Raw genomic sequence first — 18,409 nt, 5'->3', positions numbered from 1 at the left:
GTCTTCTCTGGTAATGGGAGGGAGTGGTTACTGCGTACACTCGGGGAGCGTGGAGTCTTGGGGAAGTTCTTTTTCTAAGGAGGGATGCTCCCAGAGGCTGGGGGCGTGGTGTTCTCCCGCATCGGTGAGAAGAAAAAGCCTGTTTTCGCCAACATGTGCAGAAAGCACGGTGGTTGTATCTGGCCCTATGAGGCGTATGCGCAATCCATCGTCAAACCACTCCAGGGTTCCGGAAATATCCTGCTGGGTCGTGTCGGTGATGCGCTCTTTTGTAAAGGTATGGTCGTATTCCAAGGTGAGACGAAGGAGTACTTCACCTGCTTCGTCAGGACATGTTCCCGTATAGGTTCCAGCCCAGTCGAGGGCGTGTTTTGAGGTGTGCGGATATGCCCCGACAGCCATGAGAGAACAGAAAATGAGGAGAAGTATGCGAGAGGTCATGGGTACTCCAGGAAAAAAACGGGGAGGAGGAAGCTCCTCCCCAGAAATAGCTTAATGGCTGGTATCAACCTTTTTACCTTTTTTCTGATCGATGCTTTTCAGCAAGTCGCCAAACCACGGCTGATCAATGTCGAAGGGTTTTCCTCCGGCAATACGCTCAAACTCAATGGCACGCAAGCGATTATCCTGATCTTCATCATGGCCAATTACGCCGCTTTCACCGCGTAGGGCACACTCAACAGCAAGATCGGTGCAGCTTTTAATCAGATTAAGATCTCGTGTGTTGGCACGGGCGGCACGGGAAAAATAGCCCGACTTCTGTACGAGCACCTTTTCAGCACCGAGCATCTCCGCAAATTGGTTGCCAAACCACTTACCAGGATTAATGGTGTCTAATTTTACGTGGCCAAAGGCATCACGCTCAATTTGTTCACCCTGCTCCTCTTTTTCTTTAATAATTGCGTCAACTCCTGCACCCTCAGAAATAAATATATTTACGCCATCATGGGTGTCCATAATCTTTTTCAGCCGTTTGGCCTCAGCCTTAATATCTACATCCATTTCTGGAATGAATACGCCGTGGACATCTTTGCGTTCCTGAGAAAGGCCCAGGGCAGGAAGAAAGTTTTCGCCCTGAAGGATGGAGCGGTATTCCACTGCTGTGGCAGCCGTAAGCCATCCACAGTTTCGTCCCATTACCTCATGGATAATGAGCATGCGTGGGTTTGCATTATGCTCTGCCACAACATTCTCAAAAAACTTTGCACCCTCTTCAGCAGCAGTCCAGGCACCAAGGGATTGACGAATGGGGAATACGTCGTTATCGATGGTTTTGGGAAGCCCCACAACGGTCAAGTCGTATTCGTTTTCCTTGAGGTATTTGGCAAGATCTGCAGCGGTGGTGTTTGTGTCGTCGCCGCCAATGGTATGGAGCACATCAACGCCGTCTTTGGTAAGCTGTTCCGCCGCAACGTTCAGAGGGTTTTGTCCTTCCTTTACCAGCTTTCTGGCAACGCAGTCTTTTACGTTGGTCAGTTTCACCCGGCTGTTTCCGATGGGGCTTCCACCGTGCTCATGGAGGAATCGTGCATTTTCACGAATCCCCGCTGTCACCGTGTAGTACTCTCCAAGAAGAAGTCCTTTATAGCCACCCTTATAGGCGATTATTTCAACTTCAGGAGCGATCTCAGTATACCGCTCGATAAGTCCGCCAACGGCAGATGAGAGGCAGGGGGCCAACCCGCCGGCGGTAAGAAGAGCTACTCGTTTTACTGTCATGGTAAACCTCGTTTGTTAAAAATGATTATGTTGTTTTTTCAGGGGGGGTATTCTTCCTGCGGTGCGACGGGGATATTCCCACTATTTTTTTAAGGGATGCCCGTGCGATGAAAGAATCAGGAAGAAGGGTTCGCAGATGAAAGAGAAACTGCTCTTTTTTGCCGTAGATGGAGTATCGCTTTTTCTGTGCTGCATCACGAAGGGCTTTTTCTACCACCGGTGCAACGGCATATTTGCTATCGAAGATTGCCGAAGGGCTTTTGCCTTCTTCATGGGCAACGCGGGAAAACTCACTTTCCGTTGGCCCGGGGCACATGGCCATGACATGAATATTCTCTTCGGCAAGTTCTGCCCAAAGGGCAAGGGAGAAGGAGGTGACAAAGGCCTTCGTGGCCGCATATACGGCAAAGCCGCCCAAGGGCCCGAAGGATGCTGCCGAGGAGACCTGGATAAGGGTTCCTGACGTGTCCATATAAGGCAGTACAAGATGGGTGACAGCCACAACGGCACGGCAATTGAGATCAACCATGGTCATTTGTCCTTCCCGTGAGAGCTGCGAAACACGGCCGACCTTCCCAAAGCCCGCATTGTTTACCACGCAGGAAAAGGGGTGCGGGGCATTTTTGATGAGCGGACGAAGGGTTTTCTCAATTTCTTCTGTGCGGGAGAGGTCACACACAATCGCTTTCGTGGGGGTGGTGCACTCTGCTGCAACAGCAGCAAGCCGTTCTTTGCGTCGTGCCACAATCCACAATTCATGAAACCCCTGGCTGTCCAGTTGGCGCACAAATTCCCGGCCAATGCCAGAGGATGCACCGGTTATTAGGGCAATTGACATGGCTTAGTCTCCCTGGAGATAGGAGTTGATAAGGACGGAGGCCTGAAACTGATTCAGGGTTGTTTGAAACAGGGCTACCTCAGCCTCTTCCGCCGCCTCAATGGTTTCGGTGTCAACAGTTCTGCTGTTGCAGAAAATAATTGCGGCAATGCCCGTTATGGAGGCAACGGCAACGCTGTTTTTATGCGCCTGGATGGTAATAAGAACAGAGTCTTCCTCTGCATGGGCCATGACATCGCTTAAGAGGTCGGAGGTATATCCTGCATGAATCTCAGCTGTTCGTGCAGTATTGCAGACCAGATCAAGTTCCTTAATTGTTTCGAGAACACGTACATCCATACTATTGCCTCAGTCAATGTTAAATGTTGCCGTAACCTTTGTACCTGCGGGGGAGGAGTTAATGGAAAAGTCGTCACTGACCCGCTTGATATTGGGAAGCCCCATACCCGCGCCAAAGCCATAGGATCGCACCCAGTCGTTGGCGGTGGAAAAGCCCGTTTCCATGGCCTTGTCCGTATCTGCAATGCCGGGACCGGAATCTTTCGCCACCAGTGTAATATAGTCTTCTTCACGGATAATGGTCAATGATCCACCCTGGGAGTGCACCACAATATTTATTTCAAGCTCAAAGGCAGCCACGCCGACACGGCGGATAAAGGGACGGGGAAAGTTACTCCGTTTGCAGAAATTTTTAATCTCCGTGGAGGCCGTTCCCGCGGCACTCATATTGCGCGATTCCACATGGTGTTTCTTATAGAAATACTCTGAGCTCTTCACCTTTTTCTCAGGGAGCATCTCTTCAAGTTTATCAACCTCATTGTTGATTTCAAAGAGTAGACTACTGAGAATGTCCCGGCCGGTGATCATGCCCGTAAGTTTGCCCGCTTCATTTGTTACGGGGTAGCGGCGATAGGAGTATTTTTCAAAAAATGAAATTGCCACAGCCAGGGGGTACTGTTCATTGAGGCATATGACATTATCGGACATATGCGATCCGCAGGGCTCTTCGATATGCTTGCAATCAAGGGCATAAATAATATCATCCACGGTGATAATACCGCGAAGGACATCTTCTTCATCCGTTACGGGGATGCCGGACACCTTTTTTTCCTTCATAAGATTTTGCACGCTGCGCATGGAGTCTGTTTCGCGGACGGCATAAATATCACGGGACATGACATCGTAGACCCGCAGACGGGTAATGAGCTCACGAACAACGAGGGATTCAGTTTGATTAAACTTCATATCACTCATGGAGCGTATCTCCCATGGTTGGGTCGTGCTGGAGCAGTTCTTCAATGAGCTGGTAGTTTCTCAGGGTGGTTGTCCATAAGGATATATGACATGTTTCAGCCATGGATTGGAGCTTGGGGGGTATTTCCTTTCCTGAGGTGATAATAACTCCCACGGCATCAATGATATTTGCCGTGGTAAGGGCTTGTTCAGAGCAGAGGCTCGTGATCAGGAGGAGATTTTCATGATCCATGGTAAGTACATCGCTCATCAGCTCTGTCACCATAATTTCACCGACCGTTTCATCCGCAAGGGAGGCGGGAACATGGCGGGCCTGAATCATGGGGAGTTCTTCTATTTCTCGTACGCGCATGGGGAACCCTTTTTGTTGCTATTTTGTGAATAATATAACACATGGAGCAAAAAAAATGCTTTTTTGATATGAATCGAGGCATTTCCCGCAGGGAGGGCCTTGATTTTTCATTCCTGAAAATTGATCTTTTGGCGATTTCCTTTTTTTATTGCAAAAGTCCCTCCTCTGAGATACCCTGTACAGTGGAGAGAATCTCTATCGGGAGAAAATGTATGAACCACACCATATCACCGCAGAAATCCCCGTCCGGGGTCTGGTTTCGTCGGTTTTATTCCCATCTTTCTGCGAATCAGAAGGAGCATGGGGGAACCCTCTTTCCCTGGGAACCAGCGGATCTTGTCGATCAACTGCTCTTTCTTCAGGATATCTTTATGCCCGTATCACGGAATGTTGCCTTCGATACGCTCTTTCATTGGTACCAGGAGGAATCTCCTGAGGGAGCCTATGCTATTCCCCTTGGGTTTTTGCCACCTTGGATTCCCGTGGCATACACCGTGGAAGAGGGTGGGGGCTCGTCTCTATGGGAGGTTCATAACACCCGCTTGTTCATTGTAAAAGAGAATCCACCCTATCCCGTATTTTATATTGATATTCATGAGCGTACACCGGTGCAAGAGCAGCTTGTTCCCTTTGTGTGCATGGAATAGAAGCGCTCATGAAATGCTTCACGTCATGAGAGGAGATTTTCTCCGTGCCGCCCCTTGAATAATGTATATTGCAGGGTGGGCTATTTTGATACGGGGATTCTGTGCAGCAGAGAGTAGGGCAACCACGGCATACCACACTTTTTTGTATTTTTTTGCGTCTGGGGGCTTTCTCCTTTGGTGGAGGAATTGCCATGGCGGAGGTTTTAAAATTTGAGTTGGTGCATCGTCGAAAATGGATGAGCGAAGACGCCTTTTACGATGACTTTACCCTTGCAACCCTTGTCCCCGGAGCGATTATTGTGAATATGGCCTGTATTCAGGGGTGGCGGTATGGTCGGTTCTTCGGCGCACTCTCCGCGGTTGTGGGAACGGTCCTCCCCCCGTTCGCTATTATCCTGGTGGTGGCGATATATGCCGTATCCTTCTTTGAATATCCGCTGATACAGGGCTTTCTTCAAGGCGGTGCCCTGGCTGTGGGAGCCTTGCTGGTCTATACCATTTCCATCTTTGCACACAGAAAAATCCGTTCCTGGCGAGGGGGACTGCTCTTTGCGGGGGCAACCCTTGTGCTCATGGGTACCGCTATCCATCCCTTGGTGGTGTTGTTTACCCTGGCAGGTCTTTTTCTTGTTCCCCTAGGGCGTACGGGGGTTCACGGTGATTCGCCATGATCTCATGGACATCTTTTGTGGGGGCGTTTTTCCTTATGGGGCTCTCTGCCTACGGGGGAGGCATGGCCATAATTTCTCTTATCCAAAAAGAAGTTGTTGATCGGCACCAGTGGCTGACCTTTTCCGAAATGAGCCATATTATTACCATCTCCGAAATGACTCCCGGCCCCATTGCGGTGAATATTGCCACCTTCACCGGATATACGCAGGGCCATTTCTCTGGCGCGGTGATTGCCACGGTGGCATTGCTACTTCCCTCCCAGCTCATTCTTCTTGCCCTTTTGTCGCATCGGGAAAATAAAGAGGGGGGCGTATCATCTCTTGTTCACTATATGGCGGGAATTGAAATTGGGGTACTTGCCTTGATTGCCTCTGCGGCATGGACATTTTCCAGACGTGTGATTGAGGGCGTGCCTGAGCTTGTTCTCTTCATGCTTCTTCTTGCTCTGTTTTTCCTGGTGCGGTCGCGCATAAACCCCGTGTGGATCATTGGTCTTGGTGGCATTTTAGGGGCTCTTTTTTTCGTCTAGGCGTATCTCTTGTTTCCCGCCATAGTATATACTATAGAGAGAGGATAATTCACCGGAGGAAGAGGATGATTAAAGGTATCGTTTCTGATATGGATGGGGTGATCTATCGAGGTGGACGTATTATTCCGGGGGCACAGGAGTTTGTTGATCGTCTGATTTCCGCCGACATTCCGTTTCTATTTCTCACAAATAATTCTGAGCAGACGCCCATTGATCTACGTTTGAAAATGGAGAAACTGGGGATTAAGCATCTTTCGGAACATAACTTTATTACCAGCGCCATGGCCACGGCCATGTTTCTCAAACAGCAAACCTCTCAGGCAACGGTATATGTTATTGGTGGCGGTGGGTTGATTAATGAGTTATACAACGTGGGCTTTTCTATTTCTGAAAGTAATCCTGACTATGTAGTTGTGGGGAAAACGCAGAATTTCTCCTATGAGATGATGAAAACGGCGGTGCGCTTGATTCGTGGTGGTGCCAAGTTTATCGGAACAAACCCGGATATGATTGACCCCACGGAAGATGGGGTAGAACCGGCGTGTGGTGCAATTCTTGCAAGTATTGAATCGGCATGTGGTCGTGCTCCATACATTGTGGGGAAGCCAAATTCGCTCATGATGGCCCTTGCCACGAAAAAACTTGGTTTGCACACCTCGGATACCATGATGATCGGTGATCGCATGGATACGGATATTCTCGGGGGAATGGAGGCGGGAATGAATACCGCCCTCGTATTATCAGGGGTAACCTCTCAGGAAGATTTAGCCCTCTTTCCCTACTCTCCCGATGCCATATATTCCTCGGTGGGAGAAGTTGTTCCAGAAACTTTGTAGAGAGGAGTTGCCATGGAGATACAAGTACCATCTCTGCTTCGTATAAAGCCGCGAGCCTTGCAAAAATTAGGAAAATATTTGCGACAGGAAGGGTTCCGCAAAATCTCTCTGTTTTGGGGAGGCGGTATCCAGGAGTTTTTTCAAGAGACCATGGAGATCTCCTTTGCGTCGGCGGAAATTCGCGTGTTGTATGAAGAGGTCGTTGAAACAAATGATATTGACAATGCCTTTGCCTCAGCAAAGAAACTTCCTCCGGAAAGTGAGGTGGTGGTTGCCCTGGGGGGAGGGACGGTTATTGATTATTGCAAATATGTTGCGTTCCTCAATCAAGTGCCCCTGCTGAGTGTTCCCACGTTGATATCCAATGATGCCTTTGCATCTCCCACAAGTTCTCTTGTGGTTGACGGGCGACGTAAAACCGTGAAGTCAACAGTTCCCTATGGGGTTATCATTGATACAGAAACAATCCGGCGTGCTCCCCGCAAATTTCTCTATGGCGGGATCGGAGATCTTTTTTGCAAAACCACAGCCATCTACGATTGGAAATTAGCCTATAAAAATACGGGAGAGGTGGTAAATGATTTTGCTGCAACGGTGTGCCAGAATGCTGCTGATACCTTTACGTTTTATGAAAATAAAAATATGGATGATCTGGAATATGTGCGCATTATCGCCAGCTCCCTTCTCATGACGGGCATTGCCATGATTATTGCGGGGAATTCCCGTCCCGCCAGTGGCTCAGAACACCTCGTTTCCCACGCCTATGATCGTGTCTGTGATGAGCCGTCACTTCACGGGTTGCAAGTAGGTGTTGCCAGTTATGCCGTGAGTTATCTTCAAAAAGATACCCATGAGAGAATTCGACAGGATATCATCAGTTCCGGCTTTGCCGATTTTATGAAAGAAACGCCCTTGAATCGGGAATGCTTCCTACGGGCACTTTTTTTGGCTCCTGATATTAAACAGGGGTTTTTTACTATTCTGAGTGAACGGGGTAATATTGAAAAATTACATGATTTTGTCTGCACGGATGAATTAATGAATACCATGTTGGGGTAGAAATTACCTTTCTCTCTGCTACAAAAAAAATCCCTGCTTTATGCGGCATGAGCTATTTTATGCTCTTCTTTAAAGTAGTTAGGATACGAGTAGATGAAAAAATTTCAGGCCCTTGGGCTTTCTGAAACAACCTTGGAAGCCTTGGAGAGAAAGGGCTTTGAAGAGCCTACGGAAGTACAGGCTCTTACGATTCCCCTGGTAATTAAAAACGAAAAAGACATTATTGCGCAAGCACAGACAGGAACGGGAAAGACCGCGGCCTTTGGTCTTCCCTTAATCGAAAAATTAGAGCCGGGACGGAAAAAACCACAGGTGATTATTCTTGCTCCAACCAGAGAATTGGTGGTGCAGGTGTGTGAAGAAATGAATTCCTTTAAAACTGGCCGGGCAACCTCAATTGCTGCTATTTACGGTGGCCAGTCCATGGGGTTACAGTTAAAAAAACTGAAACAGGGTGTCTCCATTGTTGTGGGAACTCCCGGAAGAGTTATTGACCATATTAAACGGGGAAGTCTTGCCCTTGATGAGCTTCGCTTTTTCGTGCTTGATGAAGCTGACGAAATGCTGAATATGGGCTTTGCCGATGATATTGAAACCATCTTGTCTCATACAAATTCGTCAAAACGGGTGCTTCTTTTTTCAGCCACTATGCCTGCTCGAATAAAGAAAATTGCCGAAGAGTACATGGGTGAATACGATCATGTAACCACTAGCAGAAAAGTTACGGAGCATTTAACCGATCAGATTTATTTTGAAGTTAATCAACGTGATAAGTTTGAGGCCCTCTGTCGAATTATTGACATGGAACCCCTGTTTTTCGGCATTGTGTTTTGTCGCACCAAGGTTGGGGTTGATGAAGTTGCGAATCGTTTAAACGAGCGTGGCTACAGTGCCGCAGGCTTACACGGGGATATGTCTCAAGGCCATCGTGAAAATATTTTACGTGCCTTTAAAAAGAAGCGTCTCACCATTCTTGTGGCGACCGATGTTGCCTCTCGTGGTATTGATGTCCATAATATTACCCACGTGATTAATTTTGCCATCCCACAAGATCCGGAATCCTATGTGCACCGTATTGGACGTACGGGGCGGGCAGGGCAGAGAGGCACGGCAATTACCTTTATCACTCCTTCAGAGTTTCGTAAACTCGGTTTTATTAAACGGATTACCAAGAGTGATATAGAAAAACGCGATCTTCCCGCAGTTGATGATATTATTCAAGCAAAACGTGCGCACATCGAAGGAGCTGTTCAGAAGTTTCTTTCGGAGGACCAAGACAATACTGAACAATATGAAGACTGGGCACGGCAAATGCTTCAAGAAAATGAGCCTGAAAAAGTCCTCGCGGGGGTGTTGCAATATGCCTTTCAGGCACAGCTCAATGAAGATAAGTATGAGGAAATTGTTGCTCCACGGCAAAAACGTGGCCGTCCCGTGGAAGATCTTGAGCGGTCGGGGAAAACCCGCCTGTTTATAGCCCGCGGAAAAGTTGGAGGATATTCCAAACCGGACATTGTTTCCTTTATCACAGAAACAAGCGGAGTTCCTTCACCTCGCATAGACGACGTAACTCTCTTTGATAAATTTTGCTTTGTCACTGTTTCCTTTGACGATGCTGAGACCATATTGCGTGCATTTCAAAAGATTGCTCGGGGAAAACGATCTCTCGTGACTCGTGCAAAAAGTGGGAAACCCCGACGAGGAAAACCACCGTTCAAAAAATATGGTGGAAAAAAACGGTTTCGTTCATAAGATCTATCGGGGCTGTTCTCCCTGAAAAAGCTTTACACTCCTGCGTTTTTATGGTATTCTGTGGGAGTGATTTCTTTTTTTCGGAATAAGCTATGACAGCCCTGAACGCATCTGAGGTATCCCTTGATGAACTAAACCTTCCTGCCATTGTCTTTTCTGTGGAGAACGGGCGGGTGTGGTGTGAGTTCTGTACACCTCAGTTTTCAGACTATTTTCCTGATCTTCCCCGTATTCCTGAAAAGGAGTGCCCCGCAGATGGGGACCCAGAAATCCATTTTTGGTCGTTCTTACGAAGTCTCAGCACTGCTCCTGCTGGAGGAGGCAGCTTTCCATACCCCGGTGGAACATGGGGCTATGAGGGAGCGCTGACCCACCTGTCGGAAAACCGCTTTGTCTTTTGTGTCCATGGTCGTGAAACCCTGGAGAATGCAGAGGAATCTGAAGAGCTGGAATTGCTTCGCCTCGCTATTGCAGCGCGAGAAGATGGGGTGTGGGATTGGAAAATCCCCAGTAATAGGTTCTATTTCTCTCCGCGGTGGAAGTCCATACTGGGATATACAGAGGAAGAAATTCCCAATACCTTTCTTGGGTTTTTACATCTTGTTCATCCAGCAGATCAACCGACGGTACAGCAGGCTATTAATGCCTATTTTCAGGGATCTTTGTCCCGCTTTTCCCTGGAGTTTCGGATGAAACGCAGGGATGGATCCTATGCATGGATACTCTCACGGGGGGTTGTTGTGCGGGATGCACGGGGAAAGCCTCGTCGTTTTTCCGGTATTCACAGTGATATCTCTGAATATAAGGCGGTACAAGATCAGCTGCATAAACTTCATGAGGCTGTTGAACAGAGTAATGCCAGTATTATTATCACGGATGTGCAGGGGCGAATTGAATATGTAAACCCCTATTTTACCACCCTTACGGGGTATACCTTTTCCGAAGTGAAGGGGAAAAGTCCCCGATTCTTAAAGGCAAAACGGACCGATGAGCGGAAAAAATATGAGTTATTATGGAAGACCATTGGATCGGGGCAAACATGGCAGGGAGAATTTCAAAACCAAAAGAAAAACGGGGAGATCTACTGGGAGAAAGCAACAATATCGCCGATATTGCGACAGGATGAAGTGGTGGGGTATATTGCGGTAAAGGATAATATTACCCGTGATAAGGAAATTACCCAGGAACTGCGCCGTGCCGAAACGCAGATGCGGAGTTATATTGAAAAGGCACCCTATGGGATTGCCGTTGTTGATGCTCAGGGACGGTTTATTGTTTGTAATCATGAAATGAGCAGAATTACTGGGTATGGCCGCCGGAAACTCCACGGTATTTCCTTTGCGGAGGTGCTTCCTGATACCTTGGAAAATTCGCCCCTTCTTTCTTTTCAGACCTGTGAACCGGAAGAAGAAATCTCTGAGGAGGTACCTCTTCGTCAAGCTTCGGGAGAGATTATATGGGTAGAAATTCGGGCGTACAAAACTCTTCAGGATGAGGGGATACTCTTTTTCCGGGATATAACCAAGGTGAGAGCCTATGAAAAGAAAATCATTTCTGCAAAAATAGAAGCGGAGCAAGCAAATTCGGTAAAGAATAGTTTCTTAGAAAATATGACCCATGAGTTTCGAACCCCTCTGAGTGGTATTGTGGGGTTTGCCGATCTTCTCCAGAAAACCTCTCTGACAGAGGATCAGCGTACCTATTTGTCCTATTTACAGGAGTCGGCTCAATTACTCAATACGGTAATCAGTGATGTTCTTCATTTTTCACGGTTATGCGGAAAAGGGCAGTTAGGACCAACGGAGTGGGTGGTGCCTGAAAGATTTATTCAGGAATGTTGTGATGACGTATCTGCACTCTGTGAAGAAAAGGGACTATCTCTTACGGTATCTCTTTCTTCATCGATGCCCCCTTCTATTGCGGTTCATACTACAGAGCTTCGGAAAGTGATGCGTGCTCTCTTGGAAAATGCAATAAAATTCACCTCTGAGGGAGGAATTACCCTGTCTCTTCGAAACGTGCAGGGAGCTGCGGGGAAGGGGCTTATCGAGTTTGTGGTATCTGATACCGGGTGTGGTATCTCGAAGGATGTACACAAGGCTGTTTTTGATCCTTTTGTGCAGGAAGATATTACAAAGACCCGGCGCTATGGGGGCACTGGCCTGGGCCTTGCAATTGTGCGACAAACCCTCCTAGGAATGAAAAGCGATATCAACGTGAGCAGTACCCCCGGGGAGGGGAGTTCTTTCTATTTTTTCCTCCCCTGTGAATATGGAGAAGCGAGAATATGCATGGATGAACCAGCTGTTCTGTGTGTTGGGAAAAAACCTCCTGCTATCCGTTTATTTTGCAATAACCATGCCATCCCTCTTTCTTTTGAAAAATCGCCCATGCGTGCAATCCACTTGCTTCAGGAAGAACATTTTTCCCATGTGTTTGTTGATTCTGAGAGCCTGCCCATGAATATCCGTTCCTTTCTTCGGGGGATTGAGCGCCATGTTTTGTATGAACGAGAGTTGTCTAGAGCGATTATCTTTCCCCCAGGGGCGCTGCCTAATGAGGCACTTCTCAAAAAATATCGCTGTGACCACTTCCTTACTGCCCCTGTTTCAGAAAAAGCCCTTGCGCGCATCATCGCACCACCAAGAAAGCCGCAGGCAGAACCATCCTCCGCTCTACCGCACCGGGAAGAGCACCTTTCTTCTATACAGGAGTGGTATTCGAAGAAACAGTTTCTTGTGGTGGATGATAATAAGGTAAATCGTGTGGTCCTGAAATCTGTTTTAGCACAGCTCCTTCCGCACACAATCGTCCTTGCTGCCTCTTCGGGTGAGGGGGCCGTGGAGGTATATCGGGACAACCCGTGCTGTTGCATATTTATGGATATACAAATGTCGGGAATAGATGGATATGAAGCGGCTGCACGTATTCGAAAAGGATCCTCGGGAGATGCGGTGATTCTGATTGGGCTGACTGCAGGGCATATATCGTCATCAGCAAAAACTCATTTAGATATGATCCTGGAAAAACCCGTACAACGACAGGAACTTATACGTATTTTGTATGAATTGAGAGACGCAGTACCTTTTCCTCACAGGAGGGAAGATGAATCCGCAACGAATTGACGTATATCGTCGGGGGGAATGCTCTGTGCCCTCGGCAGATCGGTTTGTTTTGTACTGGATGCAAAATGCCTTTCGATTGAAGAACAATTACTCCCTGTGTCATGCCGTGGAGTATGCTCGTAGTTGTTCTCTGCCCCTTGTTGTGTACATGGCTCCCGTAGAAGATGAGATTTCTCTCTGTCAGTACCCCTTTTTTCTTGAGGGCGCCCGTGAAGTATTCACGGCCCTTTGTGAGAAGAGTATTTATGCTATCCTCAGAGACAGGGCTTCGTGCAGAGAGCTGACGGCCCTGGCAGAGCGGGCCGATTTGGTTGTCATGGATTATCCCTATGGACGGTGTACTGAGGCATTGCAGCAACAGGTGGCATCCCAGTGTAATGTATCAATTGATCGGGTCGATTCCAATGTGATTGTGCCGATTCAGGAGGCGTCTGAGAAGCAGGAGTATATGGCATGGACCATACGAAAAAAGTTGCATGCGCAGAAGGAGCACTTTCTTGAAGAGTGTATGTCTTCTTTCTCTACAAAACCTCTTTCATCTGCCCAGATAAAAGCTATTACGGGGATTGTTTCTGAAAAGCAGCACCATCCTTTGGCAGCTACTTTATGGATTACCGGTGGTGAAAGCGCGGCCCGTGCTCAACTGGATTATTTTCTTACCACGCATCTTCCTGTCTATCATAAAGATGCTCGTGACCCGAGTAAAGCCGTAACATCGAATATAAGCCCCTATCTTCATTTTGGACATATTTCACCGGTAACTATCTACCATGCCGTGTGTGCCGCCACGGCTCCCATGGCTGCCAAGGATGCCTTTATAGAACAGTTTTTTGTTCGTCGTGAGCTTGCCTATAATTTTGTTCACTACACCCCCGGCTATGATCAATACGAGGAGGCTGTCCCGGCGTGGGCACGCAGGAGTTTGGCAACACATGGTACAGATCGGCGGGAACATATCTATGACTATTCTGATTTAGAACAGGGGAAAACTGCTGATGTATACTGGAATGCAGCACAAAGGCAGATGCGAAAGACCGGTCTCATGCATAATTATATGCGTATGTATTGGGGAAAATGTCTTCTTGCATGGAGCTCTACTCCTGAGGAGGCCTTTTCACGGGCCTTGTCTTTGCAGAACACCTATGCTCTTGATGGATACGATCCCAATACATATACGGGGGTTGCATGGTGTTTCGGGCGGCATGATCGGCCATGGCAGGAACGAAAACTCTATGGAAACGTTCGGTATATGAATGCCGCCGGCTTGAAACGAAAATTCTCCATGGATACATATCTTGCCCAGTATTCCACATAATCTTGCCCCTCTGTTTTGAAAATTTTTTTGTCCCATGGAAGTCCGTAAAAACGTATTTTATGCGGTCAGAGTACTATAAAAATAAGGATTAAAAATGCCGAATACTTTTCGAACGCATACCTGTAATGAACTCACCGCATCCTCCGTTGGGCACGAGGTCACACTCTCCGGATGGATCAACAATCGCCGTGATCATGGCGGTGTTCTCTTTATTGATCTTCGCGATCATTACGGTATAACGCAGGTGGTTATATATCCGGATAATCCCCATCAATATGAAATCGGTCATTTACAAAAGGAAACGGTTGTTCAGTTTTCCGGAGAAGTGGCTGCACGCAGCGATGATAATGTGAATCCCGATATGCACACCGGGGAGATTGAAGTTGTGGTGAAAACCTATGAGGTATTGGGGGAGTGTGCTCCTCTGCCATTTCCTGTGTTTCCTGAAAAAGAAACCCCTGAGGATCAGCGTTTGCGGTATCGGTATTTAGATTTGCGAAGGGAGTCTGTGCATTCAAATATTGTCTTGCGTTCTCGCGTAATCTCGCATTTGCGTGATCAGATGACCAAAGAAGGGTTTATGGAGATTCAAACCCCAATTCTTACGGGCTCATCTCCGGAGGGTGCACGAGACTACCTTGTTCCATCCCGGGTTCATCCCGGAACATTCTACGCACTCCCGCAGGCCCCGCAACAGTATAAACAACTTCTTATGGCATCGGGGTTTGATAAGTATTTCCAGATTGCTCCGTGTTTTCGTGATGAAGATGCGCGTGCAGATCGCTCTCCCGGTGAGTTTTATCAGCTAGATATGGAAATGGCCTTTGCAGATCAAGAAGATGTATTCGGTGTGATGGAACGAGTGCTTTCCGACACCTTTGCAACATTCGGGAAACATAAAGCTGACACAGCGCCCTTTACGCGGATACCCTACCGAGAGGCGATGTTGAAGTATGGGACGGACAAGCCTGACCTGCGTAACCCCATAATTATTCGCGATACTTCGGATATCTTTGCAGAATCTGGCTTTAAGGCCTTTGCCACGGCAGTACAGAATGGTGCTGTTGTCCGCGCGATTCCGGTGAAGAATATTGCTCAGAAGCCACGGAGTTTCTTTGATAAATTAGTAAAACATGCTCAGGATTCCCTTGGTTCAAAGGGGCTTGCCTATCTCACGTGGAAAGAGGAAGAGATAAAGGGGCCCATTCTGAAATTCCTTGATACGGAAACAGTAAATGCTATTGAATCTGCCTGTGATGTCGAAACAGGAGATGTGGTATTTTTCGTATGCGATGAGGTAGATGTTGCAGCAGACATTGCAGGGAAATTACGTACGAAGCTTGGAGAAGACCTTTCTCTTCTGGAAGAAGGGGTTTATCGGTTCTGCTGGATTGTTGATTTTCCTATGTATGAGTCTAATAAAGAAACGAAGGCCATTGAATTTTCTCATAATCCCTTTTCTATGCCCCAGGGGGGGATGAAGGCTCTTGAAGAGCAGGATCCCCTCGATATTCTTGCCTATCAATATGATATCGTGTGTAACGGTGTGGAACTTTCTTCTGGCGCAATTCGAAATCATCAACCCCGGATTATGTACAAGGCCTTTGAGATTGCCGGGTATGGACCGGAGGTGGTGGAGCAGGAGTTTGGGGGTATGCTAAAAGCCTTTACCTACGGAGCTCCTCCCCATGGCGGTATTGCTCCCGGTGTAGATCGTATGGTCATGCTTCTTGCTGGAGAAGAAAATATTCGTGAAGTGATTGCCTTTCCCATGAATCAGCGTGCAGAAGACTTGCTGATGCAGGCTCCTGCCCCTGTAAGTGAAGAGCAGTTGCACGAGTTACATCTTCGTCACGTTCTTCCTGAAGTTCAGGAATAAAACACCTTTGGATGGAGAGTTGCTCTCCATCCTCTTTTCTCTTACCCCTTGATTCAGCCATGAAAACAATATATATTTAGCACAACCTAACTTATTCCGGGATACACCGTATCTATTTGGAACGTACTTTTCGTAAAACTTCTCAAAATATGCCTTGGCTGTATTTCCTCAGTACGTCAAACAGAACGCACATAGAATTTACTATACTACAACAATCTTTGATACCTTTTATACGAAGGAGTATATGATGGGACTTGATGCCACTATCACCTATCGTCAGCCGGAATTTTCCGACGGTCTTTCCGTGGCTCGTCTAATAGAAGCGTGCCCACCTTTGGATCTCAATACCACCTATTACTACTATATGATGTGTCGTGATTTTGCCGCGACCTCCGTTATTGCAGAGTTGGACGGAGAAATATGTGGGTATATATCAGCGTATTTTCGCCCAGAAGCGCCGCAAACACTTTTTGTGTGGCAAGTTGCCGTATCTTCTGCTGCTCGTGGAAAGGGGCTTGCGGGGAAAATGCTCGATTGGATTGTTTCTTCGCAATCAAAGGATATTGCTGCCATAGAAACCACTATTACCGCTTCGAACACGGCGTCTCAGGCAGTGTTTAAAAAGTATGCGGCGGCAAAAAATGCTTCAATCTCAAAAGAGCCCTTTCTTACGGCATCTGATTTTGGTGCAGGTGATCATGAGGCAGAGGATTTATACACAATACAACTGTAATTTATTTTAATTGAATTCTAACCCTTTACATAAGGATTTTATTATGGAAATTTTTAATACCCTTGAGTCAGAAGTTCGCGGATATATCCGCTCTTTTCCCGTTGTATTTGATACGGCGGAAGGTTCTCAAATGGTTGATGAAGATGGAAAAACATATCTGGATTTCTTTGCCGGTGCAGGTACACTGAATTATGGTCACAACCCCGAAAAAGCAACTGCTGCCATGATTGAGCATCTTACGGAAAAGCGGGTTGTACATGGTCTTGATAAGGCAACGAAGGTAAAGCGTTCCTTTATGGAAACCTTTAACTCTCTTATCTTAGAGCCGCGTAATCTTGAATATAAGTTTCAATTTACCGGTCCCACGGGTACCAATGCTACGGAAACTGCTATGAAGCTTGCTCGTATTGCCACGGGACGTTCCACTATTGTTGCTTTTACCAACGGCTATCATGGTCATACCATGGGGGCTCTTGCGGTTACGGGAAATGAGTCCTATCGTGATGAATCGTATGATAACCGAGGTAGTGTGAGTCACATGCCCTTTGATGGTTTTTTAGGTGATATGGATACCTTACGTGTGTTTGAACGCTATCTTGAAGACTCTGGTAGTGGTCTTGATACCCCTGCAGCAGTTATTGTTGAAACAGTACAGGGTGAAGGTGGGATCAAGGTTGCAAGTACAGAGTGGCTCCAAAAGCTTGAGAAGTTGTGCCGGAAGTATGAAATACTTCTTATTATTGACGATATTCAAGTTGGAAATGGACGTACGGGAAAGTTTTTTAGCTTTGAAGAAGCTGGTATTGTACCGGATATGGTGTGTCTTTCAAAATCTCTCGGGGGAGGACTCCCCATGGCCCTACTTCTGTTCCGCCCAGACTTAGATAAGTGGGAACCCGGACAGCATACCGGTACGTTCCGCGGAAACAACCTGGCCTTTGCTGCATCGGTACAATTGCTCCAAGAGTATTGGGCTGATGATTCCTTTGAGAAAGAGATTTTCCGCAAGGGTGAGTTGATGCGTTCTCGTTTACAGAAAATGGCTGACAAATACCCTGAACATATTGCAGAAATTCGTGGTCGTGGTATGGTATGGGGTATTGAGATGAAGAACCCTGCAGATGCGGGAACATTTTCAAAGATCAACTTTTCGCACAATCTGATTACCGAAACCTGTGGATCGAAAGACGATGTATTAAAGCTTCTTCCAGCTCTCACCATTTCTGATGAGCTCTTGAATGAAGGTCTTGATATTATGGAAAAATCACTATCTGAGCTTGTTGGCGGGGAGGCGTAATGATTGTTCGTCGACTCCAGGAAGATGTGCTTGGTACAGAGCGTGAAGTAAAAGCACCAAATGGAAATTGGACCAGCCGTCGCCTTTCTTTAAAGGATGACGGTATGGGGTTTTCCTTTCATGACACCCTGATACACGCCGGAACTGAAACATATATCTGGTATAAAAACCATCTAGAAGCTGTATATTGCGTTGGTGGGAAGGGTGAAATTGAAGATCTTACAACGGGAAAGGTACATCCTATTGAAGATGGTACTCTGTATCTCTTAAATGGGCATGAGAAACACTATCTGCGTGCAGAAGAAGAAATGCGCCTTATCTGTGCGTTTAATCCGCCCTTGTCTGGCCGTGAGGTACATACAAAGGAAGGATATTATCCGGTGGATGAGTCGTAGTTTCGAC

General features: G+C 47.1%; 18 protein-coding genes. 12 read left to right on the top strand and 6 right to left on the bottom strand.

The window, feature by feature from the left end; genetic code table 11:
- Nucleotides 1-27: 27 nt before the first annotated feature.
- Genes CALK_RS06485 through CALK_RS06460 form a run of 6 tightly spaced genes read right to left on the bottom strand, consistent with a single transcriptional unit; the run spans nt 28 to nt 4,163 of the window.
- Nucleotides 28-441 carry a hypothetical protein gene (locus CALK_RS06485; protein ID WP_022636870.1) on the bottom strand — a complete coding sequence of 138 codons (414 nt, stop codon included), beginning with the start codon at nt 439-441 and terminating at the stop codon, nt 28-30.
- Between the two features lie 51 nt (nt 442-492).
- Complete coding sequence (locus CALK_RS06480) at nt 493-1,719, bottom strand: pyrophosphate--fructose-6-phosphate 1-phosphotransferase (protein WP_022636869.1); 1,227 nt, start codon at nt 1,717-1,719, stop codon at nt 493-495.
- A gap of 25 nt (nt 1,720-1,744) precedes the next feature.
- Nucleotides 1,745-2,557 carry an SDR family NAD(P)-dependent oxidoreductase gene (locus CALK_RS06475; protein WP_022636868.1) on the bottom strand — a complete coding sequence of 271 codons (813 nt, stop codon included), beginning with the start codon at nt 2,555-2,557 and terminating at the stop codon, nt 1,745-1,747.
- Between the two features lie 3 nt (nt 2,558-2,560).
- On the bottom strand, nt 2,561-2,896 hold the full coding sequence (locus tag CALK_RS06470) for an iron-sulfur binding hydrogenase (protein WP_022636867.1): 336 nt from the start codon (nt 2,894-2,896) through the stop codon (nt 2,561-2,563).
- Between the two features lie 9 nt (nt 2,897-2,905).
- On the bottom strand, nt 2,906-3,811 hold the full coding sequence (locus CALK_RS06465; protein ID WP_022636866.1) for a CBS domain-containing protein: 906 nt from the start codon (nt 3,809-3,811) through the stop codon (nt 2,906-2,908).
- Nucleotides 3,804-4,163, bottom strand: a complete 360-nt coding sequence (locus CALK_RS06460; protein WP_022636865.1) for a hypothetical protein — start codon at nt 4,161-4,163, stop codon at nt 3,804-3,806. The genes CALK_RS06465 and CALK_RS06460 overlap by 8 nt, the downstream gene beginning before the upstream one ends.
- 212 nt (nt 4,164-4,375) lie before the next feature.
- On the opposite strand from CALK_RS06460, the gene CALK_RS06455 reads away from it, so the two are divergent.
- The 12 genes from CALK_RS06455 (at nt 4,376) to CALK_RS06400 (ending at nt 18,402) form a co-directional block, all read left to right on the top strand.
- The gene (locus CALK_RS06455) at nt 4,376-4,810 is read left to right on the top strand and encodes a hypothetical protein (RefSeq protein ID WP_155851812.1); all 435 of its coding nucleotides are present in this window, start codon (nt 4,376-4,378) and stop codon (nt 4,808-4,810) included.
- Between the two features lie 101 nt (nt 4,811-4,911).
- A complete protein-coding gene (locus CALK_RS12165) occupies nt 4,912-5,481 on the top strand; it encodes a chromate transporter (RefSeq protein WP_022636863.1) in 570 nt (189 codons plus the stop codon).
- On the top strand, nt 5,478-6,011 hold the full coding sequence (locus CALK_RS06445) for a chromate transporter (protein ID WP_022636862.1): 534 nt from the start codon (nt 5,478-5,480) through the stop codon (nt 6,009-6,011). The genes CALK_RS12165 and CALK_RS06445 overlap by 4 nt, the downstream gene beginning before the upstream one ends.
- Before the next feature lie 68 nt (nt 6,012-6,079).
- Nucleotides 6,080-6,847 carry an HAD-IIA family hydrolase gene (locus tag CALK_RS06440; RefSeq protein ID WP_155851813.1) on the top strand — a complete coding sequence of 256 codons (768 nt, stop codon included), beginning with the start codon at nt 6,080-6,082 and terminating at the stop codon, nt 6,845-6,847.
- A 12-nt stretch (nt 6,848-6,859) separates the two neighbouring features.
- Nucleotides 6,860-7,906, top strand: a complete 1,047-nt coding sequence (locus CALK_RS06435) for an iron-containing alcohol dehydrogenase family protein (RefSeq protein ID WP_022636860.1) — start codon at nt 6,860-6,862, stop codon at nt 7,904-7,906.
- A gap of 93 nt (nt 7,907-7,999) precedes the next feature.
- Complete coding sequence (locus tag CALK_RS06430; RefSeq protein ID WP_022636859.1) at nt 8,000-9,658, top strand: DEAD/DEAH box helicase; 1,659 nt, start codon at nt 8,000-8,002, stop codon at nt 9,656-9,658.
- A 92-nt stretch (nt 9,659-9,750) separates the two neighbouring features.
- The gene (locus CALK_RS06425; RefSeq protein ID WP_022636858.1) at nt 9,751-12,783 is read left to right on the top strand and encodes a PAS domain S-box protein; all 3,033 of its coding nucleotides are present in this window, start codon (nt 9,751-9,753) and stop codon (nt 12,781-12,783) included.
- Entirely contained in the window at nt 12,764-14,098 is a 1,335-nt protein-coding gene (locus CALK_RS06420) for a deoxyribodipyrimidine photo-lyase (RefSeq protein WP_022636857.1), read from the top strand. The genes CALK_RS06425 and CALK_RS06420 overlap by 20 nt, the downstream gene beginning before the upstream one ends.
- Nucleotides 14,099-14,192: 94 nt before the next feature.
- A complete protein-coding gene (gene aspS / locus CALK_RS06415) occupies nt 14,193-15,977 on the top strand; it encodes an aspartate--tRNA ligase (RefSeq protein ID WP_022636856.1) in 1,785 nt (594 codons plus the stop codon).
- A 247-nt stretch (nt 15,978-16,224) separates the two neighbouring features.
- The gene (gene ectA / locus CALK_RS06410) at nt 16,225-16,710 is read left to right on the top strand and encodes a diaminobutyrate acetyltransferase (RefSeq protein ID WP_022636855.1); all 486 of its coding nucleotides are present in this window, start codon (nt 16,225-16,227) and stop codon (nt 16,708-16,710) included.
- A 43-nt stretch (nt 16,711-16,753) separates the two neighbouring features.
- Nucleotides 16,754-18,007, top strand: coding sequence for a diaminobutyrate--2-oxoglutarate transaminase (gene ectB / locus CALK_RS06405; RefSeq protein ID WP_022636854.1), 1,254 nt, complete (start codon nt 16,754-16,756; stop codon nt 18,005-18,007).
- Nucleotides 18,007-18,402: an ectoine synthase gene (locus CALK_RS06400; protein ID WP_022636853.1), complete on the top strand. Its 396-nt coding sequence runs from the start codon at nt 18,007-18,009 to the stop codon at nt 18,400-18,402. Before ectB ends, CALK_RS06400 begins: the two co-directional genes overlap by 1 nt.
- Nucleotides 18,403-18,409: the final 7 nt, after the last annotated feature.

The sequence above is a fragment of the Chitinivibrio alkaliphilus ACht1 genome, assembly GCF_000474745.1.
GTDB classification, from domain to species: Bacteria; Fibrobacterota; Chitinivibrionia; order Chitinivibrionales; family Chitinivibrionaceae; genus Chitinivibrio; species Chitinivibrio alkaliphilus.
Note: the sequence above shows the minus strand (reverse complement) of the source record. Positions and strands in the feature narration are given on the sequence as shown.

Excerpts from the sequence above, each read along its gene's own strand:
- CALK_RS06480 (WP_022636869.1), bottom strand. The coding sequence starts at position 1,719 with ATGACAGTAAAACGAGTAGCTCTTCTTACCGCCGGCGGGTTGGCCCCC.
- CALK_RS06475 (WP_022636868.1), bottom strand. The coding sequence starts at position 2,557 with ATGTCAATTGCCCTAATAACCGGTGCATCCTCTGGCATTGGCCGGGAA.
- ectA (WP_022636855.1), top strand. The coding sequence starts at position 16,225 with ATGGGACTTGATGCCACTATCACCTATCGTCAGCCGGAATTTTCCGAC.
- CALK_RS06485 (WP_022636870.1), bottom strand. The coding sequence starts at position 441 with ATGACCTCTCGCATACTTCTCCTCATTTTCTGTTCTCTCATGGCTGTC.
- CALK_RS06445 (WP_022636862.1), top strand. The coding sequence starts at position 5,478 with ATGATCTCATGGACATCTTTTGTGGGGGCGTTTTTCCTTATGGGGCTC.
- CALK_RS06430 (WP_022636859.1), top strand. The coding sequence starts at position 8,000 with ATGAAAAAATTTCAGGCCCTTGGGCTTTCTGAAACAACCTTGGAAGCC.
- ectB (WP_022636854.1), top strand. The coding sequence starts at position 16,754 with ATGGAAATTTTTAATACCCTTGAGTCAGAAGTTCGCGGATATATCCGC.
- CALK_RS06465 (WP_022636866.1), bottom strand. The coding sequence starts at position 3,811 with ATGAGTGATATGAAGTTTAATCAAACTGAATCCCTCGTTGTTCGTGAG.
- aspS (WP_022636856.1), top strand. The coding sequence starts at position 14,193 with ATGCCGAATACTTTTCGAACGCATACCTGTAATGAACTCACCGCATCC.
- CALK_RS06400 (WP_022636853.1), top strand. The coding sequence starts at position 18,007 with ATGATTGTTCGTCGACTCCAGGAAGATGTGCTTGGTACAGAGCGTGAA.
- CALK_RS06460 (WP_022636865.1), bottom strand. The coding sequence starts at position 4,163 with ATGCGCGTACGAGAAATAGAAGAACTCCCCATGATTCAGGCCCGCCAT.
- CALK_RS06425 (WP_022636858.1), top strand. The coding sequence starts at position 9,751 with ATGACAGCCCTGAACGCATCTGAGGTATCCCTTGATGAACTAAACCTT.
- CALK_RS06435 (WP_022636860.1), top strand. The coding sequence starts at position 6,860 with ATGGAGATACAAGTACCATCTCTGCTTCGTATAAAGCCGCGAGCCTTG.
- CALK_RS06455 (WP_155851812.1), top strand. The coding sequence starts at position 4,376 with ATGAACCACACCATATCACCGCAGAAATCCCCGTCCGGGGTCTGGTTT.
- CALK_RS06470 (WP_022636867.1), bottom strand. The coding sequence starts at position 2,896 with ATGGATGTACGTGTTCTCGAAACAATTAAGGAACTTGATCTGGTCTGC.
- CALK_RS06420 (WP_022636857.1), top strand. The coding sequence starts at position 12,764 with ATGAATCCGCAACGAATTGACGTATATCGTCGGGGGGAATGCTCTGTG.